This window comes from Lysobacter sp. P5_B12 (assembly GCF_056400425.1).
The window spans coordinates 173,284-200,130 of sequence record NZ_JBFULG010000004.1 but is presented as its reverse complement, the minus strand read 5'-3'; the positions used below and the strand labels follow the sequence as shown (position 1 = coordinate 200,130).

Below are 26,847 nucleotides of genomic sequence, written 5' to 3'. Positions count from 1 at the left end.
TCAGTTCCTGAGCGGCTTGCCGGTCTTGAGCATGTGCGCGATGCGTTCCTGCGTTTTCGGCATCTGCGCCAGCGCCACGAAGTGTTCGCGTTCCAGGCGGAGCAACCATTGCTCGTCGACGAGCGTGCCGCGATCGATCTGTCCACCGCACAACACGGTGGCGATGCGCGTTGCGATCTCGTAATCGTGCGGCGAGATGAAGCGGCCTTCGAGCATGTTGACGAGCATCATCTTGAACGTCGCGATGCCCACGTCGCCCGCGGCCTGGATGCGCCGCGCCGGCAACGGCGGGCGGTAGCCGGAATCGGCCAGCGCACGCGCCTGTGCACGCGCGACATCGAGCAGTTCGAAGGCGTTGAACACCACGCCATCGCCGTCGCGCGCGAGCTTCAACTGCTTGGCTTCGAACGCGGAGGTGGACACCTTGCCCATCGCGACCGATTCGAAACCCGTCTTCAACTGCGCGAAGACGTCACCGCCCGGACCCGCGGCTTCGGACGCGCGCAAGGCGAGTTCCTTCAGGCCGCCACCCGCGGGCAACAAACCCACGCCCGCTTCGACCAGGCCGACGTAGCTTTCCAGCGCGAACACCGAACGCGCGGCGTGCATCTGGAATTCGCAGCCACCGCCCAGCGCCAGGCCGCGCACCGCGGCGACGACCGGCACGAGCGAGTACTTGATGCGCTGGCTGGTCGCCTGGAAGTTGGCGACCATGCCTTCGAAGCCTTTCACGTCGCCGGCCTGCAACAGGCCGAGCGCACCGGCGAGATCCGCACCGGCGGAGAAGGGCTCCTTCGGCTGCCAGATCACCAGGCCGCGGAAGTCGCGTTCGGCGATCGCGATCGCTTCCTGCAATCCGTTGAGCACGTGGTCGTTGACGGTCTGCAGCTTGGTCTTGAAGCCGACGACCGCGATGTCGTCGCCTTCATCGACCCACATGCGCACGCCGTCGTTCTCGAACACCGTGCGGCCCTGCGAGAACTTCTCGCCGAGCACCGGATCGGGGAAACGCTGGCGCTGGTACACCGGATTGGACGAGCGGGGCACCGTCGCATTGCGCGCGGGGCTGTAACTGCCCGCGGGACCGTGCACGCCATCGCGGCCGTCGAACACCCAGTCGGGCAACGGCGCGTTCGCCATCGCCTGGTTGCCGACGATGTCGTCGGCGATCCATTGGGCGACTTGTTTCCAGCCCGCGGCCTGCCAGGTTTCGAACGGGCCGAGCGACCAGCCGTAGCCCCAGCGGATCGCGAGGTCGACGTCGCGCGCGGTGTCGGCGATGTCGGCCAGGTAATACGCGGTGTAGTGGAAGGTGTCGCGGAAGCACGCCCACAGGAATTGCGCCTGCGGATGCTCGCTCGCGCGCAAGGCGGCGAACTTCTTCGCCGGGTCGCGTTCCTTCAACATCTCGGCCACCGAGGGATCCAGTTCACCGGCGCTGGCGCGGTAATCCTGCTGCGCAAGATCCACGACGAGGATGTCCTTGCCGCGCTTGGTGTAGAAGCCTGCGCCGGTTTTCTGGCCGAGCGCGCCCTTCGCCACCAAGGCCTGCAGCCATGCGGGCGCGGCGAAGTACTGATGCCACGGATCGTTCGGCAGCGTGTCGGCCATCGTCTTGATCACGTGCGCCATCGTGTCCAGGCCGACGACGTCCGCGGTGCGGTAGGTCGCCGACTTCGGACGGCCGATCGCGGGGCCGGTGAGCGCATCGACCGTGTCGAAGCCCAGGCCCAGGCGTTGTGTGTGATGCATCGCGGCCAGCATCGAGAACACGCCGATGCGGTTGCCGATGAAGTTCGGCGTGTCCTTCGCGATGACCACGCCCTTGCCGAGCGTGGTGACGAGGAAGGTTTCCAGCGCTTCGAGGATTTCGGGATCCGTCGTCTGTGCGGGAATCAATTCGGCCAGGTGCATGTAGCGCGGCGGATTGAAGAAATGCACGCCGCAGAAGCGGTGGCGCAGCGCTTCGGGCAGCACGCCGGCCAGGGCATTGATGCCCAGGCCCGAAGTGTTGCTCGCGAGCACCGCGTGCTCCGGGACGAAGGGCGCGATCTTGCGATACAGCTCCTGCTTCCAGTCCATGCGCTCGGCGATCGCTTCGATCACCAGGTCGCAGCCGCGCAGCACTTCCAGGCCCGTGTCGTAGTTCGCCGGCACGATGCGATCGGCGAGCGACTTGTCGGCGAGCGGAGCGGGGGAGAGTTTGGCGAGGTTCGCGATGGCCTTCAGCGCGATGCCGTCGGGCGGGCCTTCCTTCGAAGGCAGGTCGAACAGCACCGTATCGACGCCGGCATTGGTCAGGTGCGCGGCGATCTGCGCGCCCATCACGCCCGCGCCGAGCACGGCGGCCCGGCGTACAAGCAGTTTCTTCGACATGTTACGTAAGCCCATGAAAGGGAAAAAGAAATGGGGACTACTTAAAGCAACATCTCAACTCTTGAAGCCAGCAGCCGCGAAGCGGATCAATTCCTCCGCCGCGTGCTGGCGATGCGCGGTTTCCGAGACGCCCGAGGGGCGCTTGATCAAGCCGAAGTCGGCCATCGCATAGGTCAGGGCGCCGGACAGGAAGTCCAGTCGCCAATAGAGCGCTTCTTTGGTGAGCCCAGGCATACAGTGGGCGATGGCCTTCGCGAATTCGCGCAGCACGTGGCCGTACTGGTCGGACAGGAACTTGCGCAGGCCGTCGTTCTTCTCGGCATAGGCGCGCGCGATGACGCGGATGAACGCGCCGCCACCGTGGCGGTCCTGGGCCATGGCCAGGGCGGGCTCGACGAAGGCGGCGAGAATCGGCTCGAGTTCGCCCGGATGCGCCTTCATCGCAGTCTTGAGGGCTTCGAGGCGATGGGCGCTCATGTCGTCCATGCGGCGGCGGAAGACCTCGTTGACGAGGTTTTCCTTGCTGCCGAAGTGGTAGTTCACCGCGGCGATGTTGACGTCGGCGCGGCTGGTCACCTGGCGCAGCGAAGTGCCGGAGAAGCCGTATTGCGCGAAGAGTTCTTCGGCGGCGCCGAGGATGCGGTCCTTGGTCGAGAAATGCACGGTGGTGGTCATGGCGCAGGGTCCTCGTGGTGCCGTTCAAACGGGCGGTTCAAACGCTCGCTTGGATCGTAGTCCGTACGCTGACGTATCGTCAAACGGTCGATCCGCTCCAGCCGCTCACGCCAGGTTGCGTTCCACGCGTGCAAGTGCGGCGTCCAACGGCTAGAATTGCATCCAGCCATATCGGCTAAACCCGCGTTCCGTCGCGGGTTTTTCTGTTATCCTCGGGCCGCGCGACAAGTCGCGAGCCCGCCTGCCCGGAGAGTTTCCAAATGGCGCTGGAGCGCACCCTTTCGATCATCAAGCCCGATGCCGTTGCCAAGAACGTCATCGGTGAAATCTATTCCCGCTTCGAGAAGAACGGCCTGAAGGTCGTCGCCGCGAAGATGAAGCACCTGTCGAAGCAGGAAGCCGAAGGGTTCTATGCCGTGCACCGCGAGCGCCCGTTCTTTGGCGCGCTGGTGAACTTCATGGTCTCCGGCCCGGTCATGATCCAGGTACTCGAAGGCGAGAACGCGGTGCTGAAGAACCGCGACCTCATGGGCGCCACCAATCCGAAGGATGCCGCCGCGGGCACCATCCGCGCCGACTTCGCCGACTCGATCGACGCCAACGCCGTGCACGGCTCGGATTCGCTCGAGAACGCCGCGATCGAACTCGCGTACTTCTTCCCCGCCACCGACGTCTACGCGCGCTGAGCGCTTGACTGACAGGTCATCGAAAGCAATTTAGTGAACGCGATCTCCACCAAACGCAACCTCCTCGAGCTCGACCGCGAGGGCCTGGAAAACTTCTTCGCCGACACCCTCGGCGAGAAGCGTTTCCGCGCGCACCAGGTGATGAAGTGGATCCACCATCGCTACGTCACCGATTTCGCGGAGATGACCGACCTGGGCAAGGTGCTCCGCGCCAAGCTCCAGGACGCGGCGGAAATCGTCGTGCCGAAGGTGCAATTCGAAAAGCCTTCGGCCGACGGCACGCACAAGTGGCTGCTCGGCATGGATGGCGGCAACGCCATCGAGACGGTGTTCATTCCCGACAAGGGCCGCGGCACGCTCTGCGTGTCCTCGCAGGTGGGCTGCGCGCTCAACTGCCAGTTCTGCTCCACCGCCACGCAGGGCTTCAACCGCAACCTTTCCACCGCCGAGATCATCGGGCAGGTGTGGGTCGCGGCGCGTCACCTCGGCAACGTCCCGCACCACCAGCGCAAGCTCACCAACGTGGTGATGATGGGCATGGGCGAGCCGCTCGCCAATTTCGACAACGTCGTGCGCGCGATGAACGTCATGCGCGACGACCTGGGCTTCGGCCTGGCCAACAAGCGCGTCACGCTGTCGACCGCGGGCATGGTCCCGATGATCGACAAGCTCGGCGAAGTCTGCGACGTCTCGCTCGCGATCTCCTTGCACGCGCCGAACGACGAGCTGCGCAGCGAACTCGTGCCGCTCAACAAGAAGTACCCGATCGCCGAGCTGCTCGACTCCGCCGCACGCTACGCGATGCGCAAGAAGGGCACCTCGATCACCTTCGAGTACACGCTGATGAAGGGCGTCAACGACCAGCCGCAGCATGCGAAGCAGCTCGCGCGCCTGATGCACAAGTTCGACAACGCCGTGCAGATGAAGGACGCGGCGAAGGTCAACCTCATTCCGTTCAATCCTTTCCCGGGCACGCGCTTCGAGCGCTCGCCGGACGAGGACATCCGCGCGTTCCAGAAAACCTTGCAGGAAGCGCGCGTGCTGGCGACGGTGCGGCGCACCCGCGGCGACGACATCGACGCCGCGTGCGGCCAGTTGAAGGGGCAGGTGCTCGATCGGACCCGGCGCCAGGCCGCGTTCCGCAAGCACCTGGCCGAACAGGGGATTGGCGATGCGGCGGCCTGAGGTCGTCGTCGTCGCACTCCTGGTGGCCCTGGCCGGGGCCGGCTGTTCGCGTGTCGCCTTCATGAAGACCGACACCTCGCGCGGCAAGTTCGAGGAAACCAACGCACCGGTCGTCGTCCACGACACGCCCGAAGCGCGCAATCGCACGCAATCGCGCAATGCATTGGGCATGTCGGAAGACGGCCTGCGCAGGGGCGACCTGGTCGCCGCCGAAAAATACGCACGCCAGGCCCTCTCGATCGATCCCAACTCGGTCGGCGCCTACACGCTGCTGGCGGTGATCGCCGAACAGCAGGGCCAGTCCGCGCAGGCGGGCCAGCATTACCAGCGCGCCTCGCAACTCGCGCCGAACGATGGCCGCACGCTCAACAATTACGGCACGTGGCTGTGCAAGAACGGGCAGGCGCAGGCCTCGCTCGACTGGTTCGACCGCGCGCTCCAGGCGCCCGGTTACGCCACGCCCGAAGCCGCGCTCGCCAACTCGGGTAGTTGCGCGCTCGATGCCGGCGATACGGTTCGCGCCGATCGCGACCTGCGCCAGGCCCTGGCGCTGGCGCCGGAAAATCCGGTCGCCCTGGCCGGGCTCGCGCGGCTGCAATTCCGGTCGGGCAACTATTTCGAAGCACGCGCTTTCTCCGAGCGCCGGCTGGCGGCTGCCCCGGCGGATGCCGATGCGCTAGTGCTTGCGTCACAAATCGAAGACAAACTCGGCGACAGTGCCGCGGCGGCGCGATACGTTCGCCGCTTGAGGGAGGAGTTCCCGGGCGCTGCGTCGGGGAACGCGGGGGGATCGAAGTCGCCATGACCAGCGAACACGAACACGCCTACGCATCCGGCGGAGAGCCCGGTGTCGGCGAGCGTTTGCGCAAGGCACGCATCAATGCGGGCCTGACGATCGACGATGTCTCCGACAAGCTCAAGATGCCCCATCGCGTCGTGGAAGCGATGGAAGCCGAAGACTGGAAGCGCCTCGGCGCGCCGGTCTACGTCCGCGGCCAGTTGCGCAGCTATTCGCGCCTGCTCGGCCTGGTGACCTCCACCACGCTCGCCGCTTCCGGCGTCGCGCCGATCGAACCCACGCCCATCGTCGCGCGCAGCTATACGCCGCGGATGACGCGCTGGTTCGAACAGGGCAAGCGTCGCCTGGTCTACATCATCCTGACCGCGGCGCTCGTCGTGCCCGCGTGGCTGGCGACCAAGCCGCACATCATGGGCCGCACGGATCCGGCGACGGTGCAGTCGCTCGATGCGCCCGCCACCGGCGCGCCGCTGGTCGGCGACGCCAACGCGCCCGCGCCCGTCGCGAACGAACCCACCGTCGTGGCTTCGATGACGCCCAATCTTTCGCCGCGCCCGGTGGCGAAATCCGCGCTCGTGCTCCGCCTGACCGGCGACAGCTGGGTGCAGGTGCAGTCGCCCGATGGCCGCACGATCGAGAAGGGCCTGCTTCCGGCAGGCACCATGCGTTCCTATGCCGCGGGCGAAGTCGGCCGCGTCACGCTGGGCAACGCATCGGCGGTGGTGGTGCAGCAGGGCGATCGCCCGCAGGACCTGACGGCGTTCCGCCGCGCGAACGTCGCGCGCTTTACGGTATCCTCTGACGGTTCCCTGGCGCCGGTCGGCGACTGACCCACGCGCTTCCAGGGCCCGCATGCGGGGCAGGCGTACGCGTCCCGCGCACGCGCGCGGCCCGCATCCCCCGACAGCAACAGTCCAAGAGACAGCCGAAGAGTCAGCATGGTCGATCATTTGCTCGATGAGCACGAACAAAGCGAACGCGTCCGCGGTTGGTTGCGCCAGAACGGTGGCGGCCTCATCGGCGGCATCGTCCTGGGCCTGGCCGTCATCGGCGGCTGGAACTGGTGGCAGAACCAGCAAGCCGGCCAACGCGCACAGATGGGCGCGCAATATTCGGAAGTCGTCGACGCCATCGGCGCGAACGACCTGAAGAAAGCCGCGGCCGAAAACGTCGCGCTGTCCAAGTCCGATACCGAGTACGCCGCCCTCGCCGCGATGCAGCTGGCGCGCGCGCAGGTGGAGAAGGGCGACCGCGACGCCGCCATCGCCACGCTCAAGGGCGTGCACGCGAAGGACCCGGCCATCATGGGCGTCGTGCATTCGCGCCTCGCGCGCCTGTACCTGGACGGCGGCAAGCCGCAGGACGCGTTGACGCTGCTCGGCGACAAGCCCGAAGGCGCCGCGGCGATCGAAGCGCGCGGCGATGCGCTCTTCGCGCTCGGCCGTACCGAAGATGCACGCGCCGCCTACACGCAGGCGCTGTCCAAACTCGACGTCGCCACCCCGGCGCGTCGCCTCGTCGAACTCAAGCTCATCCAGGTCGGCGGAAGCCCGGCCCGGCCGGAGGCCAGCATCTGATGTCATCGCATTCCCGCATCGTTTCGCGCGCGGCGCTCGTCCTCGCGTGCGTGTTCGTCCTCGGCGGCTGCACCACCGTCAAGGGGTGGTTCGGTGGCAAGGACGACAAGAAAGCCGCCGAACCGGCTGAGCTGACCGACATCACGCCGACCGCCAAGGTCGCGAAGATGTGGTCGGTCGACGCCGGCAAGGGCGAAGGCAAGATCGGCGTGCGCCAGGGCCCGGCGGTCGCCGACGGCAAGGTGTACGTGGCTGCGATCAAGGGCGGCGTGAGTGCGCTCGACCTGCAGACCGGTGCCGTGCAGTGGACCTACAAGCCGGCCGAAGTGGAAGACAAGCCCGACGTGCGCCTCTCCGGTGGTCCCGGCGTGGGCGGCGGCGTGGTGGCGGTCGGCGGCCTCGACGGTGAAGTCATCGCGCTCGATGCCGCGACCGGCACCGAGAAGTGGAAGGGCAAGGTCGGCGCCGAAGTCATCGCCGCGCCGGCCATCGGCGACGGCCTGGTGTTCGTGCGCAGCAACGATGGTCGCGTGACCGCGTTCGACGCCGAAACCGGCGCGCGCCGCTGGTTCTGGCAGCGCGACTTGCCGGCGCTCACCGTGCGCGGCAACGACGCGGTGCTGATCGGCCCGGGCTTCGTGTTCGTCGGCAACGACGACGGCACGGTCGCCGCGCTGTCGACCACCGACGGCCGCCTGCTGTGGGACCAGGCCGTCGCGCAAAACGAAGGCCGCAGCGAACTCGATCGCATGTCCGACGTCGACGGCACGCCTGTCCTCGACGGCACCACGATCTACGCCACGAGCTTCAAGAAGGAAACGCTGGCATTCGACGGCCCGACGGGCCGTCCGCTGTGGCAGCGCGAAAACGGCGGCGCGGGCCGCATCGGCAACGCGCCCGACCGCCTGGTCGTGGCCGATCCGGCCGGCACCGTGTGGGCCATCGACAAGGCTTCCGGTGGCGCGCTGTGGTCGCAGCCTGCGCTCGCACGCCGCAAGGTCACGGGCGTGGCGGTGCAGGGCGATTACGCCGTGGTCGCCGACTACGACGGCTACGTGCATTGGCTGCGCCTGTCCGACGGTGCGTTCGCGGCGCGTGCGCGCGTCGGCGGCGATCCGGTGAAGGCCGCGCCCGTCGTGTCCGACGGCGTCCTCCTCATCCAGAACACCGACGGCGAAGTCACGGCTTTCCGTCTGCAGTAAGGGTCAAAATGCTTCCCCTCGTCGCGCTGGTAGGTCGTCCGAACGTCGGGAAGTCGACGCTGTTCAATGCGTTGACGCGCTCGCGCGATGCCCTCGTGCACGACGAGCCCGGCGTCACGCGCGATCGCAACTACGGCGTGTGCCGCCTGGATCCCGAGCGCCCGTTCGTGCTCGTGGATACCGGCGGCATCGCCGGCAGCGAGGAAGGCCTGGCCGGCGCCACCGCGCGCCAGTCGCGCTCGGCGGCCGAAGAAGCCGACCTGATCCTCTTCATCGTCGACGGCCGCGAAGGCGCGTCCTCGATCGACGACGAAATCCTCGCGTGGCTGCGCAAGGTCGACACGCCGACCTTCCTGGTCGTCAACAAGATCGACGGCCTGGATCCGCAGGCTGCGCTCGCCGAGTTCGCGCGCTACGGCTTCAAGGACGTGCTGGCCACGTCGTCGTCGCACAAGACCGGCATCGACACGCTCCTCGCGCACGCACTCGCCGTGCTTCCGAAGGATGGCGACACCGCGGTCCTCGACGAGGATCCCGAGCGCATGCGCGTGGCCTTCGTCGGCCGCCCGAACGTCGGCAAGTCCACGCTGGTCAACCGCATCCTCGGCGAGGAACGGATGATCGCCTCCGACGTGCCGGGCACGACGCGCGATTCGATCGCCGTCGACCTGGAACGCGACGGCCGCAAGTACCGCCTGATCGACACCGCCGGCCTGCGTCGCAAGGGCCGCGTGGAAGAGGCCGTCGAGAAGTTCTCGATCGTCAAGACGCTGCAGGCGATCGAGCACTGCCAGGTCGCGGTGATCATGCTCGACGCCGTCGAAGGCGTGACCGAACAGGACGCGAGCGTGCTCGGCGCGGTGCTCGACGCCGGCCGCGCGCTCGTCGTCGCGGTCAACAAGTGGGACGGCCTGAGCGACTACCAGCGGCAGCAGAACGAATCACTGCTCTCGCGCAAGCTCGCATTCGTCGAGTGGGCCGAAGCCGTGCGCATCTCCGCGCTGCACGGCTCGGGCCTGCGCGAATTGTTCAAGGCCGTGCACCGCGCGCATGCGTCGGCCACGCGCAAGTTCACCACCGCCGAAATCACCAAGGCGATGGAGATCGCGTACGAAACCAACCCGCCGCCGGTCGTGCGCGGGCACGTCGCGAAGCTGCGTTACACGCACCCCGGCGGCGAGAATCCGCCGACCTTCATCGTGCACGGCTCGCGCTTGCGCACGCTGTCGGATTCGTATCGCCGGTACCTGGAAAACTTCTTCCGCAAGCGCTTCAAGCTGGTGGGCACGCCGATCCGTTTCATTTTCCGGGAAGGCGAAAACCCCTACAAGGACAAGCCGAAGAACGCGCTCACCGACCGCCAGGTCGCGAAGAAGCGCCGCCTGATGCGGCACGTCAAGGGCAAGTAAGGCCCGCGTGATCGCGCCGCGGGACATCGCGCTCGGAATCCTCGCCGGTGGCCGCGGCACGCGGCTGGGTGGCATCGACAAGGCCTGGATCGTGCGCGGTGGCATCACGCAAGTGCAGCGCCTGGCCAATCGGTTCGAACGCGAGGTCTCGCGCGTGCTGGTCAGCGCGAACCGCGATCTCGAACGCTACGCATCGCTGGGCTTGACCGCGGTGCCGGATCGCACGCCCGATCTCGGCCCGATCGGCGGCCTCGATGCACTCGCGCAGGCATGCGCGCAGCCGTGGTTGCTCACCGTTCCCGTCGATCTCGTATTCGTCAACGATTGCCTGGTGCCTACGCTGGCCAGCGCGGGCGGGCAGGGCGCGAGCATCGAAGACGACGACGGTCCGCAGCCCCTGGTGGCGTTGTGGAATGTCGAAGCCCTGCGTACGGCCGTGCTGGCGAACGAAGACCGCTCGGTGCAGGCCTTGCAACAACGCCTCGCGATGCCGCGCATCCGCCTGATCGGCGTTCGCCTCGGCAACCTCAACACGCCCGACGATCTCGTCGCGGCCCAGGCCCGGCTCCCCTGACATGCGCGATGACTTCCCCACGCAACTGACGTTCGAACAAGCGCAGGCCATCGTCGACGCGAGCGCGGCCGAACATCGCCTGCCGATCGAACGCCTCGCCCTGGCGCGCACGCACCAGCGCATCCTCGCGCAGGACGTGGTCGCACCGATCCCGCAGCCGCCCTTCGACAACAGCGCGATGGACGGCTACGCCGTGCGCCACGCCGATCTCGCGCAAGGCGAAACGACCTTGCAATTGGTCGGGGAACAATTCGCCGGTCGCACGCGCGATCTGCACGTGCAGGCGGGCGAATGCGTCCGCATCACCACCGGTGCGCCGATGCCGCGGGGTGCCGATACCGTCGTCATCCGTGAAGTGGTGCGCGTCGAAGGCGATCGCATTGCGATTCCCGCCGACATCCGCGCCGGCGCCAACGTGCGCCACGCGGGCGAAGACGTGGAAGTGGGCGACGCGGTGTTCGCGCCGGGCCTGGTCCTGACGCCGGCGCGCGTGGCCACCGCCGCATCGCTCGGCATCGATCAGCTCGCGGTGTCCGCGCGGCCCACCGTCGCCGTCTTCACCACCGGCGACGAACTCGTGCCCCCGGGTATTCCACTCGAACCGGGCCAGATCCACGACAGCAACCGCGAGTTGCTGATGGGCCTGTTGCGCGCCGATGGGCTCGAACCCACCGCGTGGCCCACCTTGCCCGACGATCCGGAACGCATCGCTTCGATGTTGCGCGACGCCGCATCGAGTTTCGATGTCGTGATCACCTGCGGCGCGGTGTCGGCGGGCGAGAAGGACCACGTCCCCGCGCTGCTCGACGCGCATGGCCGCATCGCGTTCTGGAAGGTGCGCATGAAACCGGGGATGCCGCTGCTGTTCGGCGACCTCGACCGTGCACGATTCCTGGGATTGCCCGGCAACCCGGTCTCGGTCTTCGCGACCTATGCGACGCTCGGGCGCCGCCTGATCGACGGACTGCAGGGGCGTACCGAAGCGCGCCGCCAGTTCCGGGCGCGCCTGTCCGCGCCGATCGACAAGGCGCACGCGCGCCGCGAATTCATCCGCGGCCGGCTCACGGCCGGCGAAGACGGCACGGTGCGCATCGCACCCGACGCCGCCACCGGCTCGCACCGCCTGCGCGCGGCGGCGATGGCCGATGCGCTGATCGTCGTTCCGGAAGGGCCGCAGCAGCTTTCCATCGGCGATGTCGTCGACGTGCTGCCGTATTAACGGACCAGGCGGATAATCCTCCAATGTCCGTCCACGAACGCACCCCCGCCGAAGCCCTCGCACGCCAGCAAGCCGGCGCGCTGTTGATCGATGTCCGCGACGCGCACGAGCGCGCACTCGGCACCGCCCACGGTGCACGCGGGATCGCGCGTGCGGACCTCGAGGCCGACCCTTCGGCGCACTTGCCGGACACCACCGCCGAGATCCTGTTGATCTGCCAGAGCGGCCGGCGTTCGCAATTCGCCGCCGATGCGCTGGCTTCGCACGGATACACGAACCTGGCCTCCGTCATCGGCGGGACCGTCGCGTGGTCCGCCGCGGGCCTGCCGATGGATGCGCCCGAGCTCGACGACGATTTCAGCGATCGCTATTCGCGCCACTTGCGCTTGCCCGAAGTCGGGCTTGCGGGACAGAAACGCCTGGAAGCGGCCACGGTCCTCGTGATCGGTGCAGGCGGGCTCGGTTCGCCGGTGGCGTATTACCTCGCGGCCGCGGGTGTCGGCACGTTGCGCATCGCCGACGACGATGTCGTGGATCGCAGCAACCTGCAGCGACAGATCCTGCACACCGATGCACGCATCGGCGTGTCGAAGGTCGAGAGCGCGCAGGCCACATTGCACGCGCTCAATCCGCGCACGCGCATCGAAGCCATCCACGAACGCGTGACTTCCGACAACGTCGAACGCCTGCTGGAAGGCGTCGACATCGTCGTCGACGGCGCCGACAACTTCGCCGCGCGCTACCTGCTCAACGACGCGTGCGTGAAACTCGGCAAGCCGCTGGTGTACGGCGCGGTGCATCGGTTCGAAGGGCAGGTGGGCGTGTTCGACGCGGGGCGCCATCGCGGTTCGGCGCCGTGCTATCGCTGCCTGTTCCCCGAACCGCCGCCGCCGGAAGCCGCCCCCAATTGCGCCGAAGCCGGCGTACTCGGCGTGGTGCCGGGCCTGATCGGATTGTTACAGGCCACCGAAGCGATCAAGTTGATCCTCGGCATCGGCACGCCGCTGACGGGCCGCCTGTTGCACGTCGATACGCTGGGCCTGCGCTTCCGCGAAACGCGCCTGGCGCCGGACCCCGATTGCCCGGTGTGTCCGCCCGGGCGTGATTTTCCCGGTTACATCGACTATGCGAGGTTCTGCGCAGGGGGCTGAACCGCCGGCCCCACGACGGGCCCGGGGGTGACATGGAAGTTGCAGTCCGCAAGCAGGTCGCTTCGTTGTTGGTGTTGGTCGCACTTGCGTTCGCGGGCGTGCAGGAAGCACGCGCAGGCGAACCCTGCGACATCGCCGCGCCGCCGGCGACCACCTGGGGCCAGCGTGTCGCCGCCGTGGCCTGCGCCGAGAGCCGCCTGTGGTATTCGCCGTTCCTCGACGAGCAAGGGCGCCTGGCGAGCATCCGCGTGGCCGAAGCCGAGAACAGCCGCCTGCAGGACGGCACCACCACGGCGTGGCGTCGCGTCGTGGATTACTGGAAGGGCACCGGCCTGCTGTACGCGATGTCCGGCCACATGGGCGCGAACGAATGTGGCTATTCGCTCGACGTGTGGCCTGGATCGGCCGCATGCCGCGCCTTCGTCATCGATACGCCGTGGTCGGCGACCTTCGTCTCTTTCGTCTACGTGCGCGCAGGCGTGCCCGGGTTCGCGCCGTCGGCGAGTCATTTCGATTTCGTGCGACAGGCGTTGCGGGGCGGGCCCGACGCGCCGCTGCGCTTCGCCGATCCCGACACCGAAGCGCCGGCGGTCGGCGACCTGCTGTGCTTCACGCGCGGGCAGAGCGTGCCCATGGGGTCGGCGGGCATTCGCGCGTACGTCGAACGCGGTGGCGACAACATCGCCATGCATTGCGACATCGTGGTGTCGATCGACGACGGGAAACTCTATGCTGTGGGCGGCAACGTCCTGCAGGGCGTCACGATGCGCACGCTGCACGTCAACCGCACCGGCGCGCTGTGGAACCTGCCGCATCGCGGCACGATGACCGTGGCGTGCACACCCGGCGCGAGTGCAGGGTGCACGTTCAATCGGCAGGATTGGGTGGCGTTGCTGAAACTCGAACCCAAGGCGGGCGCGCCGCCGCCGATGCCGGCCTCGCCGGTGCAATGCTGCACGCTATGCCCGTTGCCGATGCCGGCGAACATGCGGCGCTGCCCGGTCGAACCCAAACCGCTGACGCCACCGACGCCGCCCGCGGTGCCCTGATCAGGCGGCGGGCGTCGCGCGTTTCGGCCGCGGCCTGGTGCGCTCGTCCATCTGCACGCCGAGGCAGGTGTTGCAGTGGATGCATGAAAACGTCATCACGCGCCGCTGCTTGGTCGCACCGTCGATCGTTGCGATCGCCTGTTCGACGTTGACGTGCAGTACGCGCATGTCGCACTTCGGGCATTTCGACTGGTTCATCATCAAGGGTTCCCCACGAAGGCCATGAGCGAACGCGCGTAAGTGGCGCTTGCGGCGACCGTCGAATGATCGTCGTTCGGCAGGTCGAGCACGTTGGCTTTGCGGTGCAGCGATGCGATCAGGTTGTCCGTGTTTGCGGCAGGCACGACGTCGTCGCGGCCGGCACGCACGATCAGCAACGGGCCCTTGTAATCGCGCAGGTAAGTCGCCTGTTCGTACTTGTCCTGCAGCAGCCATTTCACGGGGAGCCACGGGTAATGGGTCTGCGCGACGTTCGCCATGCTGTCGAAGGGCGTGACGAGCACGAGCTTGGCAACGGGCCGCCTGGACGCGACGTAACTGGCCACCGCGCTGCCGAGGCTGCGGCCGATCACCACGATCTTCGCGCCGGGCTGGCGCGCCTGCACCTGGTCGAAGACGGCGAGGGCGTCTTCGAGGATGTCGGCCTGGGTCGGCGTACCTTCGCTGGCGCCGTAACCGCGATACGGCACCAGGTAGGTGCTCGAATTCGGAAACCACTTCGCGAAGTCGGCCTTGCGCATTTCGATGCGTTCGGCGTTGCCGCCGAAATACACCACGGCGCCGGGCTGCCCGATGTTCACCAGCCAACCATTGAGCATCACGCCGTTGCGGGCGATGCCGAAGTCGGTCTGCGCCGGATCGGACTTGGTGTCCTGCGGGAGGTAGAGGATGTCGCGCTGCTTGGCGTACATCCATCCGCACACGCCGGCATAGGCGAGGACCGGGGCGGCGGCGATCAACGTGATCACGACGGGTTTGCGGAGTTTCATCGCGGTGCCTCCTTGCGTTGCGCGGCCTCGAAGGCGGCCAGTTGTTCCGGCGTGGCCTCGCGCTGGTGTCTGGCCTTCCATTGCGCGAAGGGTTCGCCGTAGACAGTGTCCCGGGCCTCTTCCTTCGTCAACGCGATTCCTCGGTGTTCTGCGGCCTGGCGGTACCAATCGGCCAGGCAGTTGCGGCAAAAGCCGGCCACCGTCATCAAATCGATGTTCTGCACGTCCGCGCGCTCGCGCATGAGGTGCTCGACGAGGCGGCGGAACACCGCGGCCTCGAGTTGTGTATTTTCGTAATCCTGCCCGCTCATGCGTCGTGCTCGTTGCCTGTGGTGGCCCTCATGGTCGCGAGGCTACAACGGGTCGGCAATAATGTCCGGCCCTGACTCCAACATACGGCCGGTCGCCTGCACATGACGATGCCCCCCGCCCGCATCCTCGACGGCAAGCGGATCGCCGAGGAACTGCTCGATTCGCTCAAGGCCCGGGTTTCCGCGCGCGTCGCCGCGGGCAAGCCACGCCCGGGCCTGGCCGTGGTCCTGGTGGGCAACGACCCGGCCTCGTCGGTCTACGTGCGCAACAAGCGCCGGGCCGCGGAGAAGGTGGGGATCCGCGCGATCGACCACGACCTCCCGGCCACGACCACCGACGCCGAGCTCCTGGCCCTGGTCGACCGCCTCAACGCCGACCCCGAGGTCCACGGCATCCTCGTCCAGCTGCCCCTGCCGGACCGGCGCGATGCCACCGAGTTGATCCACCGCATCGACCCGCGCAAGGACGTCGACGGCTTCCATCCCGAGAACGTCGGCCACCTGGCCCTGCGGCAGTTCGGCCTGCGGCCCTGCACGCCGCGCGGCATCACGACCCTGCTGGCCTACACCGACCGGCCCGTGCGCGGGGCCAGCGCGACGATCGTGGGCGTCTCCAACCACGTCGGCCGCCCGATGGCGCTGGAGCTGCTGATCGCCGGCTGCACGGTCACGGCCTGCCACAAGTTCACGCCGCCGCAGGTGCTCGAGGCCTCCGTGCGCAACGCCGACATCCTCGTCGTCGCCGTGGGCCGCCCCGGGCTGGTCCCCGGCGAATGGGTCAAGGAAGGCGCGGTGGTGATCGACGTGGGCATCAACCGCCTCGACGACGGCCGACTGGTCGGCGACGTCGGTTTCGAAGCGGCCGCCAAGCGCGCCAGCTGGATCACGCCGGTCCCCGGCGGGGTGGGGCCGATGACCGTAGCGACACTCATGCAGAACACTCTGGAGGCGGCAGAGGCATCAGACGCGGGCTGATTCCGGCTACAATGTCGCGCTTCCCGCACTCGGGTAGCCCAATGCTCCGCATCCTGGCCGAAGCGCTTACCTACGACGACATCTCGCTCGTCCCCGCGCATTCCACGGTCCTCCCCAAGGACGTCCGCCTCGCCACGCGCCTCACGCGCAACCTGCGACTGAACATGCCGATCGTGTCCGCCGCCATGGACACCGTCACCGAAGCCCGCCTGGCCGTCACGATGGCCCAGCTCGGCGGCATCGGCATCCTCCACAAGAACATGTCGATCGAACGCCAGGCCGCGGAAGTGGCGCGCGTCAAGAAGTTCGAAGCCGGCGTGATCAAGGAGCCCTTCACCGTCGGGCCGGAAACGACGATCGGCGAAGTGCTCAAGCTCACGCGCGCGCGCAACATCTCCGGCGTGCCGGTGGTCGAGAACGGCCAGTTGATGGGCATCGTCACCGGGCGCGACATGCGCTTCGAGAAGAAGCTCGACGATCCGGTCCGCCACATCATGACCAAGAAGGATCGCCTGATCACGGTGCGCGAAGGCGCCAGCGACGAAGAAGTCGTGCAGTTGCTGCACAAGCACCGCATCGAGAAAGTCCTCGTCGTCAACGACGGTTTCGAACTGCGTGGCCTGATCACCGTCAAGGACATCCAGAAGAAGCAGGACAACCCCAACGCCGCGTACGACCCGAGCGAGCGCCTGCTCGTCGGCGCCGCGGTCGGCGTGGGCGGCGATACCGAACAACGCATCGAAGCGCTCGTCGCCGCGGGCGTGGACGTGATCATCGTCGACACCGCGCACGGCCATTCGCAGGGCGTGCTCGATCGCGTGAAGTGGGCGAAGAAGCGCTTCCCGAAGCTCGAAGTCGTCGGCGGCAACATCGTCACCGGCGATGCGGCGCTCGCCTTGATGGACAACGGCGCGGACGCGGTGAAGGTCGGCGTCGGCCCCGGTTCGATCTGCACCACGCGGATCGTGGCCGGCGTCGGCGTGCCGCAAGTCACCGCGGTCTCGATGGTCGCCGAAGCGCTGCAGGATCGCATCCCGCTGATCGCCGACGGCGGCATCCGCTATTCGGGCGACATCGGCAAGGCGATCGTCGCCGGCGCGTCGAGCGTGATGATCGGCGGCCTGTTCGCCGGCACCGAAGAATCGCCGGGCGAAACCGAACTGTTCCAGGGCCGCAGCTACAAGAGCTATCGCGGCATGGGTTCGCTGGGCGCGATGGAGAAGGGGTCGAAGGACCGCTATTTCCAGGACGCCAGCGACGCCGACAAGCTCGTGCCCGAAGGCATCGAAGGCCGCGTGCCGTATCGCGGCCCGCTCAGCGGCGTGGTGCATCAACTCGCCGGCGGCCTGCGCGCGACGATGGGTTACGTCGGTTGCGCCACCATCGAGGAAATGCGCACCAAGCCGTCCTTCGTGAAAGTGACCTCCGCCGGCACGCGCGAATCGCACGTGCACGACGTGCAGATCACGAAGGAACCGCCGAACTACCGCGCTTCTTGAACCACCGCGCCGGCTTCGTGCCGGCGCTTTCGCATCAGGGCCCCCAATGACCCACGACATCCACACCGACAAGATCCTCATCCTCGATTTCGGCGCGCAGTACACGCAGCTGATCGCGCGCCGCATCCGCGAGCTCGGCGTCTATTGCGAGATCTGGGCGTGGGACCACGATCCGTCGGAAATCGCGAAGTTCGGCGCGAAGGGCATCATCCTGTCCGGCGGCCCCGAATCCACCACGTTGCCCGGTGCGCCGAGCGCGCCGCAGGAAGTGTGGGATTGCGGCCTGCCGCTGCTCGGCATCTGCTACGGCATGCAGACGATGGCTGCGCAACTGGGTGGCGCGACGGAAGCTGCGGACCAGCGCGAGTTCGGCCATGCGCAGGTCGAAATCGTCGCGCACGATGCCTTGTTCGACGGATTGAAGGACCACCCGGGTTCGCCGCCGCGCCTGGATGTGTGGATGAGCCATGGCGACCATGTGTCGCACGCGCCGCCGGGGTTCACCGTCACCGCGCGCACCGATCGCATTCCGGTCGCCGCGATGGCCGACGAATCGCGCCGCTGGTACGGCGTGCAGTTCCATCCCGAAGTCACGCACACGCGGCAGGGGCAGGCGCTGTTGCGTCGCTTCGTCGTGGACATCTGCGGCTGCGACACCTTGTGGACGGCCGCGAACATCATCGACGACCTGGTCGCGCGCGTGCGCGCGCAGGTGGGGTCGGAGGAAGTGATTCTCGGCTTGTCGGGCGGCGTGGATTCGTCCGTGGTCGCAGCGCTCCTGCATCGCGCGATCGGCGATCAGTTGACCTGCGTGTTCGTCGACACCGGCCTGCTGCGTTTCGAAGAAGGCGACCAGGTGATGGCGATGTTCGCCGAACACATGGGCGTCAAAGTGATCCGCGTGGATGCCGCGCCGCGTTACTTCGCCAAGCTCGAAGGCGTCGGCGACCCGGAAGCCAAGCGCAAGATCATCGGCAATCTGTTCGTCGACATCTTCGACGAAGAATCCACCAAGCTCGCGAACGCCAAGTGGCTCGCGCAGGGCACCATCTATCCCGACGTGATCGAGTCGGCCGGCAGCAAGACCGGCAAGGCGCACGTCATCAAGAGCCACCACAACGTCGGTGGTTTGCCCGAGCACATGAAGCTCGGCCTGGTCGAGCCGCTGCGCGAGTTGTTCAAGGACGAAGTGCGTCGCCTGGGCGTGGAGCTCGGCTTGCCGCCGTCGATGGTCTACCGCCATCCGTTCCCGGGCCCGGGCCTGGGCGTGCGCATCCTGGGCGAAGTGAAGCCCGAGTACGCCGACCTGCTCGCCAAGGCCGACCACATCTTCATCGACGAGCTGCGCAAGCACGGCCTGTACGACAAGGTCAGCCAGGCCTTCGCGGTGTTCCTGCCGGTGAAGTCGGTGGGCGTGGTGGGCGACGCGCGCGCCTACGAATGGGTGATCGCATTGCGCGCCGTGGAGACGGTCGATTTCATGACCGCGCACTGGGCGCACCTGCCGCACGAGTTCCTGGGCATGGTGTCCAACCGCATCATCAACGAGCTGCGCGGCGTCTCGCGCGTGGTGTACGACATCAGCGGCAAGCCGCCGGCCACGATCGAGTGGGAGTAGGGCGCCCTCACGAAATAAATCCGGGGGCCTTGTCGATTTTCGCCCCGCTCGTTCGTCGTCAAAGGTAAGGGCCGCCAGGGGCCTGCCAACGAGGAGATCGACAATGCGCGTCATGGTCTTTGCAAAGATGGACCCGAACACCCCGATGGAACCCACGCCCGAGCAGCTGGAAGCCTTCCAGGCGATGGACCGCTACACCGACGAGCTCGTCGTGGCCGGCGTGTTCGTGGCCGGCGCCGGCCTCAAGCCCGAAACGCAGTCCAAGCGCATCGTCGACCAGGGCTCGGAACGCCTGATCCTCGACGGTCCGTTTGCCGAAGCACGCGAAGTCGTCGCAGGTTTCTCGATCTGGGAAGTGAAGGACATGGACGAGGCCGTGGCGAGGGCGATGAAGGCCCCGAACTTCGGCATGGGCGCGGTCGAGATCCGCCCGTTCTTCGAAGCGGCGGACCTGGAAGGCTTCGTGTCGCCCGAAGAACTCGCGGCGCCGCGCGACGGCGAACGCGGCAGGCTCGGGGTCGCGTGACGCAATCCGACATCGACATCGCCTGGATGCAACGTGCGCTCGCATTGGCCGAGCGCGCGGAGCATGAAGACGACGAAATTCCCGTCGGCGCGTTGCTGGTTTCGGCCGACGGCGAAGTCATCGGCGAAGGGTGGAACCGCAACATCACCGACCGCGATCCGACGGCGCACGCCGAAGTCGTCGCGCTGCGCCAGGCCGGCGCGCGCGTGGGCAATCATCGTCTGCTCGGCAGCACGCTGTACGTGACGCTCGAACCGTGCGCGATGTGCGCGATGGCGATGGTGCATGCGCGCGTCGCGCGCGTGGTGTTCGGCGCGAGCGATCCGAAAACCGGCGCCGCCGGCAGCGTCTTCGATCTGCTGGCCGATCCGCGCCACAACCACCGCGTGGAAGTGGTGGGCGGCGTGCTCGCCGATGAAGCCGGCACGCGCCTGACGAATTACTTCCGCAAGAAGCGCGGCAAACCCGCGCTCTGAATCACCCGCGCTTGCGCTTCATCTCCTGCTCCATCTCCAGGTCGAAGCTGGAGACCGACAGGCTCACCTCACTGCCCAACACAATGCTCGCCGCGAGCAGGAACACCACGCCCAGCAGCGCGAGCGCGGTCGGAACCACGCCGAGCTTGAATCCGGTGAAGGCATCCAGCGCGAGCGACAGGCTGGTACCCACGAATGCGCCGAGCGCGCCGTAGAGCATCTGGCACGCACGCAACACCAGGTGCGCGCGGCGGCGATGCCGATTGATCTGGTCCTGGCGCTCGCCGGCATCGGGCGCGTCGAATTCCCAACTGACCATCAAGGCGCGCAGGCGATCGACCACGCGGGCCAGGCGCGCGTTGGCCGAGGTCAGCAACGAGGCCGTGGCCGCCATGAGCAGGGCAGGGGCCAGCATGGCGGTCAGGATGGCGTAGTGCGCGAGGGCGGACTGGAGAATCGAGGGCATCGGGCGGGCGCGGGCGGGCGAAGGGGCTGGGCTATCATGCGGCAGGTCCCGTTTCCCAAGCGAGCACATGCCGAACCACATGGACAGTGAAGGCCGGTTGATCTGGATCGACCTGGAGATGACCGGGCTCGATACCGGCCGCGATTCGATCCTCGAGATCGCCACCATCGTCACCGACTCCAACCTGCAGGTGCTCGCCGAAGGGCCGGAGCTCGCCATCGCGCACCCGGCCTCGGTGCTCGAGGCCATGGACGAGTGGAACCGCACCCAGCACCGCAAGTCGGGCCTGTGGCAGCGCGTCGTCGACAGCCACGTGACGCTCGATGAAGCCGAAGCCCGCACGCTCGCGTTCCTGTCCGAATGGGTGCCCGCCAACGCGTCCCCGATGTGCGGCAACTCGATCTGCCAGGACCGCCGTTTCCTGCACCGCCTCATGCCGGCGCTGGAGAACCACTTCCACTATCGCAACCTCGACGTCAGCACGCTCAAGGAACTGGCGCGCCGCTGGGCGCCCACGGTCATGGCCGGCGTACGCAAGCAATCGGCGCACACGGCCCTGAGCGACGTGCGCGATTCGATCGCGGAACTGGCCTACTATCGGCGACACATGGGCCCCCTCTCGGGCCTGCCGACGGGGTAGGGTGCGCCGATTCCTCGCACTGCTTGCGCTGTGCATCCTCGCTGCCGGCGCGCATGCCGCCGGCAAGCCGGTCAACGCCTACTTCCGCGAAACCTGGACCACCCGCGAAGGCCTGCCGCACAACCAGGTCAATGCGATCGCGCAGACGCCCGACGGCTATCTGTGGTTCGGGACCTGGGAAGGGCTGGTGCGTTACAACGGCCTGGAATTCCACGTCATCGACCGCCGCAACACGCCGGCGCTGCGGGACAACGGCATTCGCTCGATCCGCGTCGCGCCCGATGGCGCGCTTGTCGTCGGAACATCGCGCGGCGGCGTGAGCGTGCTGCGCAACGGTGCGTGGCGCACGTACGGCAAGCGCGACGGCCTGGCGCAGGACGAGGTGATGGATGCGGTGCTCGATGCGAAGGGGCGCCTGTTCGTCGCGACGGAAAGCGCGGGCCTGACGCGCATCGATGCGAACGGTCGCGCGCACCAGTACAACCAGGCGACCGGGCTTCCGACCAACATCACCTTCGGCCTGGTGCGCGATCGCGATGATTCGGTGTGGTTGTCGACGGCCGCGGGCGTCGCGCACTTCGTCGGCGACAAGGCGCCCGTGCTCTACAACGAAGACGACGGCCTGCCGGCCGCACCGATCTTCCATCTCGAACAAATGGCCGACGGCACGCTGTACGCCGGGACCGAGCGCGGCGCGTATCGGCGCGTTGGCGAACGCTTCGAACTGGTTTCACCCACCTTGCCGGCCGACGGCGTGCCGAGCCTGGTGCGCGATGCCGCAGGCGATCTGTGGGTCGGCACCGTCAACCACGGCCTGCTGCGCCTGGCCGCCGACGGCACGCTCGACGCGCTCAGCAGCCAGAAGGGCCTGCCGAACAACCGCGTCGCGGCGCTGTTCGTCGATCGCGAAGGCAGCCTGTGGGCCGGAACGAACGCGGGCCTGTTGCGCCTGCGCGATGCGCCGTTCACGACGTTCAACACCGAGCAGGGCCTGAGCGACGACTACGTGCGCGCCATCGTGCAGGGCCGCGACGGCAGCATCTGGATCGGCACCAGCCGCGGTCTGAATCGCTGGAAGGACGGCAAGGTCGTCGATGTCCTCACCAGCGCCGACGGATTGCCGGGCGATTCGATCCTGAGCCTGCTCGCCGAAGACGACGACAGCCTGTGGGTCGGGACTTACGTCGGCGGGCTGTTGCGCTTGCGCAACCGCAAGGTCGTCGAGCACTACGACACGGCCAGCGGCATGCCGGGGAGCAACCAGGTGCGCGCACTCGCGCACGGGCGCGATGGGTCGCTGTGGATCGGCACCTCGCGCGGCCTGGTGCAAATGAAGGACGGCAAGTTCCGCCTGTTCGGTTCGGCCGCGGGCTTGCCGCGCGATTTCGTGCTCGGCTTGCACGTCGCGCGCGATGGCGCGGTGTGGGTGGGCACGGCGAACGGCGCGGCGCGCGTGGTCGACGAGGGTGCAGGCAACGAGCGCGTCGAACCGATCGACCTGCATCGCATGAACGATGCGCAGGACGTGTTCGACTTCCACGAAGACAGCGACGGCACGGTGTGGATCGCCACCGATCGTGGGCTCGTGCGTTTTCGTAACGGGCAGCTTGCATCGATCGGTTTGGCGCAAGGCTTGCCGATCGACACCTTGTTCCAGGTCGTCGACGATCAGGCCGGCAGCCTGTGGTTGACGTCGAACCGGGGTGTGTTGCGCGTCGCACGGCGCGATGCCGAAGCGGTGCTCGCCGGCAAACAACGCACGGTGAATCCCGATCAGTTCGGCGAACCCGATGGCCTCGCGAGCAGCCAGGCCAACGGTGGTTCCGGGCCGGCGGCGATCCGCGATGCGCAAGGCCGTTTGTGGGTGGCCACGGCGCGCGGCGCCGCGATGGTCGACCCGACCGTGTTGCACAGCTATCGCCGGCAATTGCCGCCGGTGGTGATCGAGCAAGTGCTCGCGGACGATCGCGAGTTGCCCACGCAATCGAAACTGCTGTTGCCGCCGGGCACGCGCAAGCTCGAATTCCATTACGCAGGGCTGAGTTTCCAGATGCCGCGCCTGCTGCGGTATCGCTATCGCCTCGAAGGCGTGGACACGGGATGGAACGAACGCGGCAACCAGCGCGTGGCGCAGTACACCAACCTGGGGCCCGGCAAATACCGCTTCCTGGTCACCTCATCGGCGCCGGGCCTGGGACAGGGCTGGAACCCCGATACGACGGCGCTGGAGATCGAAATCCAACCGCAGGTCTGGCAGAACGCCTGGTTCATGGCCGCGTGTCTGATTGCGCTCGCGCTGCTGGTCTTCTTCTACATCCGCTGGCGCACGCGCAGCCTGCGCGTTCGCGCGATGGAATTGGAAAGCGTCGTCGAGGCACGCACGCGCGACCTGCGCGAACAAGCCTCGCGCCTGTTGATCGCCGACGAAGAAAAGACGCGGCTGTTGCATCAATTGCAGGACAAGTCCGAAGCCTTCGAGCGCCAGGCGCGCGAGGACGCGCTGACCGGCCTGCAGAATCGCCGCAGCCTCGACGAAGGCCTCGCCCGCGCCTACGAAGCGGCGGTGCGCACGCAGCAGCCGTTGAGTTTCGCGCTGCTCGACATCGACAACTTCAAGCACATCAACGACGAGTACTCGCACGCCGCGGGCGATGAAGCGCTGCGCGAAGTGGCGCGCGTGTTGCTCGAAGCCTTGAACCACGATGCGTTGCTGGCGCGTTGGGGCGGCGAGGAATTCGCCGTCCTGTTCCCGGCGACGACGCTCGAACAGGCGCGCGCACGGTGCGAAACCGCGCGCGCGGCGATCGAAGCCCTGAACTGCGATGCGTTCGCGCCGGGGTGGCGCATGACCCTGAGCGGCGGCGTGTGCGACCGCACCGGTTTCGCGCACCACGAACGCCTCGTACGGCGCGCCGATCAGCTGCTGTACGAGGCGAAGCGGTCCGGACGCAACCGGATCGTTGGATAACGGCGCGATCTGGGGCAAGGGGGGCTAGCCCCCCTTAAACCCCGTGTCAGGCGGTGCCGGACTTTGCCTTCGCCAACTGCAACCAAGTATCCACGACGGTGTCCGGATTCAGCGACACCGATTCGATGCCCTGTTCCATCAGCCACAGCGCAAGATCCGGATGGTCGCTCGGGCCCTGGCCGCAGATGCCGATGTACTTGCCCTTGGCGCGCGCGGCCTTGATGGCCATCGACAGCATCTTCTTCACCGCCGGGTCGCGCTCGTCGAAGAGGTTGGCGACGATCGCCGAGTCGCGGTCCAGGCCGAGCGTGAGCTGCGTCAGATCGTTGGAGCCGATCGAGAAGCCATCGAACATCTCGAGGAATTCATCGGCCATCAGCGCGTTGGACGGCACCTCGCACATCATGATGACCTTCAGGCCATCGCGGCCTTGCTCCAGGCCGTTTTCCTTCAGCACTTCGAGCACGCGGCGGCCTTCGTCGAGCGTGCGCACGAACGGGATCATCACCCAGCAGTTGGTGAGGCCCATCGTGTCGCGCACCTTGCGCACGGCCTGGCATTCCAGCGCGAAGCAATCCTTGAAGGACGGATCGACGTAACGGCTCGCGCCGCGGAAGCCGATCATCGGGTTCTCTTCGTGCGGCTCGTACTTCGAACCGCCGATCAGGTTGGCGTATTCGTTGGACTTGAAGTCCGACAGGCGCACGATCACCGGATTGGGCGCGACCGACGCGGTGATCGTCGCGATGCCTTCGGCGAGGCGGTCGACGTAGAAATCCACCGGGCTGGCATAGCCGGCCATCTTGGCGTCGATCTTCTGCTTCGTCGCCGCATCCTGCTTGGAATACTCGAGCAGGGCCTTGGGATGCACGCCGATGTGCGAGGCGATGATCATCTCAAGGCGCGCCAGGCCGATGCCCGCGTTCGGCAACATGCCGAAGTCGAACGCGCGGTCGGGGTTGGCGACGTTCATCATGATCTTCAGCGGCGCCGGCGGCATGTTCGCCAGGTCCGTCGTCGTGCGTTCGAAGGGCAGGGCACCGTCGTAGATGAAACCGGTATCGCCTTCGGCGCAGCTGACCGTGACCGTTTCGCCGTCCTTGATGCGGTCGAGTGCGTCACCGGTACCGACGACCGCCGGCACGCCGAGTTCGCGCGCGATGATCGCCGCGTGGCAGGTGCGGCCGCCGCGGTTGGTGACGATGGCCGAGGCGCGCTTCATCACCGGTTCCCAATCGGGGTCGGTCATGTCGGCGACGAGCACGTCGCCCGGCTGCACGCGCGCCATGTCGTCGAGCGAACGCACCACGCGCGCGACGCCTGCACCGATCTTCTGGCCGATCGCGCGGCCTTCGGCGACGACGGTGCCGCGCTTTTCGAGGTTGTAGCGTTCGATCTGCGTCGCGTGGCCGCGCGACTTCACCGTTTCCGGGCGCGCCTGCACGATGAACAACTTGCCGCTCACGCCGTCCTTCGCCCACTCGATGTCCATCGGGCGGCCGTAGTGCTGCTCGATGATCAGCGCCTGGCGCGCGAGTTCGTGCACGTCCTCGTCACTGACCGAGAAGGTGTTGCGCAGGTTTTCCGGCGTGTCTTCATTGCGCACGCGTTCGCCCGGCTTGTCGGAATAGACCATGCGGATCTGCTTGGAACCGAGCGAGCGGCGCAGGATCGCCGGCTTGCCCTGGCGCAGCGTGGGCTTGAAGACATAGAACTCGTCGGGATTCACGGCGCCCTGCACGACGTTCTCGCCCAGGCCGTAGCTGGCGGTGATGAACACCACGTCGCGGAAACCCGATTCGGTGTCGAGGGTGAACAGCACGCCGGAGGAACCGACGTCCGAACGCACCATCAACTGCACGCCCGCCGACAGGAACACGTCTTCGTGCTTGAAGCCGTGGTGCACGCGGTAGGCGATCGCGCGGTCGTTGTAGAGCGAAGCGAAGACTTCCTTGACCTTGCGCACGACATCGTCGGCGCCGGTGACGTTGAGGAAGGTTTCCTGCTGGCCGGCGAAGCTGGCGTCGGGCAGGTCTTCGGCGGTGGCGGAGGAACGCACGGCGACCGCGAGTTCATGGCCACCGTTCTCGGCGCACAGCTTGGCGTAGGCGGTGCGGATGTCCTGGTCGAGGTCGGGCTGCAGCGGGGCATCGATCACCCAGCCGCGGATTTCGGCACCGGCCGCATTGAGCGCCGGCACGTCTTCCACGTCCAGCGTGGCCAGGCGGTCGAAGATGCGCTGGTGGAGATCGTTGTGCGCGATGAAGGCCTTGAAGGCATCGGCCGTGGTCGCATAGCCACCGGGCACGGAGACACCGAGCTTCGCCAGGTTGCCGATCATCTCGCCGAGCGAGGAATTCTTGCCGCCCACCTGCGCCAGGTCGGTCAGTCGCAGGTCGTGCAGCCACAGGATGTTGGCGCTCAAGGCGTGGGGCTCCGGCATCGAAAGGGGGAGGGGACGTGGCGGGCGCGGGCCG

25 protein-coding genes are annotated in these 26,847 nt (G+C 67.2%); 18 read left to right on the top strand and 7 right to left on the bottom strand.

Going from position 1 to position 26,847, the window contains the following annotated elements:
- Both AC1DOM_RS08710 and AC1DOM_RS08705 read right to left on the bottom strand, forming a co-directional pair.
- A complete protein-coding gene (locus AC1DOM_RS08710; RefSeq protein WP_498962273.1) occupies positions 1-2,376 on the bottom strand; it encodes a 3-hydroxyacyl-CoA dehydrogenase/enoyl-CoA hydratase family protein in 2,376 nt (791 codons plus the stop codon).
- 54 nt (positions 2,377-2,430) lie between these two features.
- Positions 2,431-3,051, bottom strand: coding sequence for a TetR/AcrR family transcriptional regulator (locus tag AC1DOM_RS08705; RefSeq protein ID WP_498962271.1), 621 nt, complete (start codon positions 3,049-3,051; stop codon positions 2,431-2,433).
- 260 nt (positions 3,052-3,311) lie between these two features.
- Here AC1DOM_RS08705 and ndk point away from each other — a divergent pair, with 260 nt between their 5' ends.
- From ndk to AC1DOM_RS08650, 11 genes are all read left to right on the top strand, one after another.
- Positions 3,312-3,737: a nucleoside-diphosphate kinase gene (gene ndk, locus AC1DOM_RS08700; protein WP_498962269.1), complete on the top strand. Its 426-nt coding sequence runs from the start codon at positions 3,312-3,314 to the stop codon at positions 3,735-3,737.
- A 33-nt stretch (positions 3,738-3,770) separates the two neighbouring features.
- Positions 3,771-4,922 (top strand): dual-specificity RNA methyltransferase RlmN, encoded by a 1,152-nt coding sequence (rlmN, locus tag AC1DOM_RS08695; RefSeq protein ID WP_498962267.1) that lies wholly within the window; start codon positions 3,771-3,773, stop codon positions 4,920-4,922.
- A complete protein-coding gene (gene pilW / locus AC1DOM_RS08690; RefSeq protein WP_498962265.1) occupies positions 4,909-5,727 on the top strand; it encodes a type IV pilus biogenesis/stability protein PilW in 819 nt (272 codons plus the stop codon). The genes rlmN and pilW overlap by 14 nt, the downstream gene beginning before the upstream one ends.
- On the top strand, positions 5,724-6,551 hold the full coding sequence (locus AC1DOM_RS08685) for a RodZ domain-containing protein (RefSeq protein WP_498962263.1): 828 nt from the start codon (positions 5,724-5,726) through the stop codon (positions 6,549-6,551). Before pilW ends, AC1DOM_RS08685 begins: the two co-directional genes overlap by 4 nt.
- Before the next feature lie 108 nt (positions 6,552-6,659).
- Positions 6,660-7,298 (top strand): YfgM family protein, encoded by a 639-nt coding sequence (locus AC1DOM_RS08680; protein ID WP_498962261.1) that lies wholly within the window; start codon positions 6,660-6,662, stop codon positions 7,296-7,298.
- Entirely contained in the window at positions 7,298-8,500 is a 1,203-nt protein-coding gene (gene bamB, locus AC1DOM_RS08675; protein ID WP_498962259.1) for an outer membrane protein assembly factor BamB, read from the top strand. Before AC1DOM_RS08680 ends, bamB begins: the two co-directional genes overlap by 1 nt.
- An 8-nt stretch (positions 8,501-8,508) precedes the next feature.
- Positions 8,509-9,909: a ribosome biogenesis GTPase Der gene (gene der, locus AC1DOM_RS08670; protein WP_498962257.1), complete on the top strand. Its 1,401-nt coding sequence runs from the start codon at positions 8,509-8,511 to the stop codon at positions 9,907-9,909.
- Positions 9,910-9,916: 7 nt separating this feature from the next.
- Positions 9,917-10,483: a molybdenum cofactor guanylyltransferase gene (mobA, locus tag AC1DOM_RS08665; protein ID WP_498962254.1), complete on the top strand. Its 567-nt coding sequence runs from the start codon at positions 9,917-9,919 to the stop codon at positions 10,481-10,483.
- 1 nt (position 10,484) lies between these two features.
- Positions 10,485-11,702, top strand: a complete 1,218-nt coding sequence (locus tag AC1DOM_RS08660) for a molybdopterin molybdotransferase MoeA (protein ID WP_498962252.1) — start codon at positions 10,485-10,487, stop codon at positions 11,700-11,702.
- A gap of 23 nt (positions 11,703-11,725) precedes the next feature.
- Entirely contained in the window at positions 11,726-12,853 is a 1,128-nt protein-coding gene (gene moeB, locus AC1DOM_RS08655; RefSeq protein WP_498962250.1) for a molybdopterin-synthase adenylyltransferase MoeB, read from the top strand.
- A 32-nt stretch (positions 12,854-12,885) separates the two neighbouring features.
- Entirely contained in the window at positions 12,886-13,902 is a 1,017-nt protein-coding gene (locus tag AC1DOM_RS08650; RefSeq protein ID WP_498962248.1) for a DUF2272 domain-containing protein, read from the top strand.
- On the opposite strand, the gene AC1DOM_RS08645 is transcribed toward AC1DOM_RS08650, so the two are convergent.
- Genes AC1DOM_RS08645 through AC1DOM_RS08635 form a run of 3 tightly spaced genes read right to left on the bottom strand, consistent with a single transcriptional unit; the run spans position 13,903 to position 15,202 of the window.
- On the bottom strand, positions 13,903-14,100 hold the full coding sequence (locus tag AC1DOM_RS08645) for a hypothetical protein (RefSeq protein WP_498962246.1): 198 nt from the start codon (positions 14,098-14,100) through the stop codon (positions 13,903-13,905). It lies immediately after the preceding gene.
- 2 nt (positions 14,101-14,102) lie between these two features.
- Positions 14,103-14,891, bottom strand: coding sequence for an alpha/beta hydrolase (locus AC1DOM_RS08640; RefSeq protein WP_498962244.1), 789 nt, complete (start codon positions 14,889-14,891; stop codon positions 14,103-14,105).
- On the bottom strand, positions 14,888-15,202 hold the full coding sequence (locus AC1DOM_RS08635; RefSeq protein ID WP_498962242.1) for a DUF1244 domain-containing protein: 315 nt from the start codon (positions 15,200-15,202) through the stop codon (positions 14,888-14,890). Before AC1DOM_RS08635 ends, AC1DOM_RS08640 begins: the two co-directional genes overlap by 4 nt.
- Before the next feature lie 102 nt (positions 15,203-15,304).
- Between AC1DOM_RS08635 and folD the strand changes: the two genes are divergently transcribed.
- From folD to tadA, 5 genes are all read left to right on the top strand, one after another.
- Positions 15,305-16,177: a bifunctional methylenetetrahydrofolate dehydrogenase/methenyltetrahydrofolate cyclohydrolase FolD gene (gene folD, locus AC1DOM_RS08630; RefSeq protein WP_498962240.1), complete on the top strand. Its 873-nt coding sequence runs from the start codon at positions 15,305-15,307 to the stop codon at positions 16,175-16,177.
- 41 nt (positions 16,178-16,218) lie between these two features.
- Positions 16,219-17,676: an IMP dehydrogenase gene (gene guaB / locus AC1DOM_RS08625; RefSeq protein WP_498962238.1), complete on the top strand. Its 1,458-nt coding sequence runs from the start codon at positions 16,219-16,221 to the stop codon at positions 17,674-17,676.
- 46 nt (positions 17,677-17,722) lie between these two features.
- Entirely contained in the window at positions 17,723-19,294 is a 1,572-nt protein-coding gene (guaA, locus tag AC1DOM_RS08620; protein ID WP_498962236.1) for a glutamine-hydrolyzing GMP synthase, read from the top strand.
- Between the two features lie 103 nt (positions 19,295-19,397).
- Positions 19,398-19,820 carry a YciI family protein gene (locus AC1DOM_RS08615; protein WP_498962234.1) on the top strand — a complete coding sequence of 141 codons (423 nt, stop codon included), beginning with the start codon at positions 19,398-19,400 and terminating at the stop codon, positions 19,818-19,820.
- A 26-nt stretch (positions 19,821-19,846) separates the two neighbouring features.
- The gene (gene tadA, locus AC1DOM_RS08610) at positions 19,847-20,296 is read left to right on the top strand and encodes a tRNA adenosine(34) deaminase TadA (RefSeq protein ID WP_498962503.1); all 450 of its coding nucleotides are present in this window, start codon (positions 19,847-19,849) and stop codon (positions 20,294-20,296) included.
- A 1-nt stretch (position 20,297) separates the two neighbouring features.
- On the opposite strand, the gene AC1DOM_RS08605 is transcribed toward tadA, so the two are convergent.
- Positions 20,298-20,711 carry a DUF2721 domain-containing protein gene (locus tag AC1DOM_RS08605; protein ID WP_498962232.1) on the bottom strand — a complete coding sequence of 138 codons (414 nt, stop codon included), beginning with the start codon at positions 20,709-20,711 and terminating at the stop codon, positions 20,298-20,300.
- Positions 20,712-20,829: 118 nt separating this feature from the next.
- On the opposite strand from AC1DOM_RS08605, the gene orn reads away from it, so the two are divergent.
- Both orn and AC1DOM_RS08595 read left to right on the top strand, forming a co-directional pair.
- Positions 20,830-21,402: an oligoribonuclease gene (gene orn / locus AC1DOM_RS08600; protein WP_498962230.1), complete on the top strand. Its 573-nt coding sequence runs from the start codon at positions 20,830-20,832 to the stop codon at positions 21,400-21,402.
- A 1-nt stretch (position 21,403) separates the two neighbouring features.
- Positions 21,404-24,370 (top strand): two-component regulator propeller domain-containing protein, encoded by a 2,967-nt coding sequence (locus AC1DOM_RS08595; RefSeq protein ID WP_498962228.1) that lies wholly within the window; start codon positions 21,404-21,406, stop codon positions 24,368-24,370.
- A gap of 46 nt (positions 24,371-24,416) precedes the next feature.
- Here the strand turns inward: AC1DOM_RS08595 and ppsA are convergent, their stop codons facing one another.
- Positions 24,417-26,795 carry a phosphoenolpyruvate synthase gene (gene ppsA, locus AC1DOM_RS08590; RefSeq protein ID WP_498962226.1) on the bottom strand — a complete coding sequence of 793 codons (2,379 nt, stop codon included), beginning with the start codon at positions 26,793-26,795 and terminating at the stop codon, positions 24,417-24,419.
- Positions 26,796-26,847: the final 52 nt, after the last annotated feature.

Bases quoted from the DNA above. Each gene is read 5' to 3' on its own strand.
- AC1DOM_RS08710 (WP_498962273.1), bottom strand. From the start codon at position 2,376: ATGTCGAAGAAACTGCTTGTACGCCGGGCCGCCGTGCTCGGCGCGGGC.
- AC1DOM_RS08705 (WP_498962271.1), bottom strand. From the start codon at position 3,051: ATGACCACCACCGTGCATTTCTCGACCAAGGACCGCATCCTCGGCGCC.
- ndk (WP_498962269.1), top strand. From the start codon at position 3,312: ATGGCGCTGGAGCGCACCCTTTCGATCATCAAGCCCGATGCCGTTGCC.
- pilW (WP_498962265.1), top strand. From the start codon at position 4,909: ATGCGGCGGCCTGAGGTCGTCGTCGTCGCACTCCTGGTGGCCCTGGCC.
- AC1DOM_RS08685 (WP_498962263.1), top strand. From the start codon at position 5,724: ATGACCAGCGAACACGAACACGCCTACGCATCCGGCGGAGAGCCCGGT.
- AC1DOM_RS08680 (WP_498962261.1), top strand. From the start codon at position 6,660: ATGGTCGATCATTTGCTCGATGAGCACGAACAAAGCGAACGCGTCCGC.
- bamB (WP_498962259.1), top strand. From the start codon at position 7,298: ATGTCATCGCATTCCCGCATCGTTTCGCGCGCGGCGCTCGTCCTCGCG.
- der (WP_498962257.1), top strand. From the start codon at position 8,509: ATGCTTCCCCTCGTCGCGCTGGTAGGTCGTCCGAACGTCGGGAAGTCG.
- AC1DOM_RS08660 (WP_498962252.1), top strand. From the start codon at position 10,485: ATGCGCGATGACTTCCCCACGCAACTGACGTTCGAACAAGCGCAGGCC.
- moeB (WP_498962250.1), top strand. From the start codon at position 11,726: ATGTCCGTCCACGAACGCACCCCCGCCGAAGCCCTCGCACGCCAGCAA.
- AC1DOM_RS08650 (WP_498962248.1), top strand. From the start codon at position 12,886: ATGGAAGTTGCAGTCCGCAAGCAGGTCGCTTCGTTGTTGGTGTTGGTC.
- AC1DOM_RS08645 (WP_498962246.1), bottom strand. From the start codon at position 14,100: ATGAACCAGTCGAAATGCCCGAAGTGCGACATGCGCGTACTGCACGTC.
- AC1DOM_RS08640 (WP_498962244.1), bottom strand. From the start codon at position 14,891: ATGAAACTCCGCAAACCCGTCGTGATCACGTTGATCGCCGCCGCCCCG.
- AC1DOM_RS08635 (WP_498962242.1), bottom strand. From the start codon at position 15,202: ATGAGCGGGCAGGATTACGAAAATACACAACTCGAGGCCGCGGTGTTC.
- folD (WP_498962240.1), top strand. From the start codon at position 15,305: ATGACGATGCCCCCCGCCCGCATCCTCGACGGCAAGCGGATCGCCGAG.
- guaB (WP_498962238.1), top strand. From the start codon at position 16,219: ATGCTCCGCATCCTGGCCGAAGCGCTTACCTACGACGACATCTCGCTC.
- guaA (WP_498962236.1), top strand. From the start codon at position 17,723: ATGACCCACGACATCCACACCGACAAGATCCTCATCCTCGATTTCGGC.
- AC1DOM_RS08615 (WP_498962234.1), top strand. From the start codon at position 19,398: ATGCGCGTCATGGTCTTTGCAAAGATGGACCCGAACACCCCGATGGAA.
- tadA (WP_498962503.1), top strand. From the start codon at position 19,847: ATGCAACGTGCGCTCGCATTGGCCGAGCGCGCGGAGCATGAAGACGAC.
- AC1DOM_RS08605 (WP_498962232.1), bottom strand. From the start codon at position 20,711: ATGCTGGCCCCTGCCCTGCTCATGGCGGCCACGGCCTCGTTGCTGACC.
- orn (WP_498962230.1), top strand. From the start codon at position 20,830: ATGCCGAACCACATGGACAGTGAAGGCCGGTTGATCTGGATCGACCTG.